This window comes from Bacillus sp. LR--39 (assembly GCF_053613335.1).
Window position 1 is genome coordinate 1 of the sequence record NZ_JBSIOT010000444.1, and the last position, 960, is coordinate 960.

Below are 960 nucleotides of genomic sequence, written 5' to 3' on the forward strand. Positions count from 1 at the left end.
AGCTGTTCTTTGGGCTGGCTCGTTTTCTTAAATTCTTTTTTATGAACACTGTTGATCATAATCATGGCAACTGCGAACAGATCATAGGATGGCTCTGCCTTCCTTGTTCCATACCCCCAATAGCCTCTGTCATAAAACTCCGTATACTCTTTTATCGCCCGGCCTTCCTTTGTCGTGCCGCCCACATCAATGCAGCGGATCCTTGCGGGCGGACCAGTTACGATCAGATTATCAGGTTTAAGATCGCCGAATATCCATCCTTGCTGGTGAAGCACCGATAAGCTGGATAACAGCTGAATCATTAATACAGGTATCCACTCTGCTCCTTTATCACTGACATACTTCAAAAGCAGCGGCCCTTTTATGTATTCCATTGCATAAAATGAAACTTTCGTATTGGTACTGGGAATATAGGCATCATCCGTATCAAAAAAAGAAGGCCCCATCGTAACGGACTGGGCCTTTGAGAAAGATTTCAAGACATTCACTTCAGAAGTAATAGACAGGCTGTCATCACTCACCTTTAAGGCAACATGTCCATCTGATGCTTCTGCCAAATACACAATTCCATTGGCCCCTTTACCAAGCTGTTTACGCAATGTATAAGTGTTTCCATTCCACTTGCCTTTGATTGTCGTACCCGGCTTGAGGCTACATGCCAAACTCGTCAAAGCGTCGTTCATCATCTGCCAGCATGCCCCTTCTTGAGCGTATTTTTTCAAACTGCAGTGTCGCTTCACGAATCGCCGGACCTGTCGGCGTGATGCCGCCTGTCGAAAGCTTCGCAAAGAGTGTGGAAAGAGATTGCAGCTTCGGTGTCCAGTTCAGCACAAGCTCGACCTCTTGTTTTTTCCCGGGAAATATACACATCGCAAATTCGTTATTCCCAATTCGGGAATTGAGGCTTACAGACAAATCAATCAGCGCCTCTTTTACTGTTGGAAGCTTTGGCGCCATACT

The 960-nt window shown here is 45.7% G+C and carries 1 protein-coding gene and 1 pseudogene; both read right to left on the minus strand.

The features are described 5' to 3' along the window. On the minus strand, nt 1-686 hold a 686-nt coding region (gene prkT, locus ACWHAR_RS23950; protein WP_452088049.1), incomplete at its 3' end, for a serine/threonine protein kinase PrkT. After that, nucleotides 652-960: pseudogene (locus ACWHAR_RS23955) on the minus strand (hypothetical protein); the annotation flags it as partial. The gene prkT and the pseudogene ACWHAR_RS23955, both read right to left, overlap by 35 nt.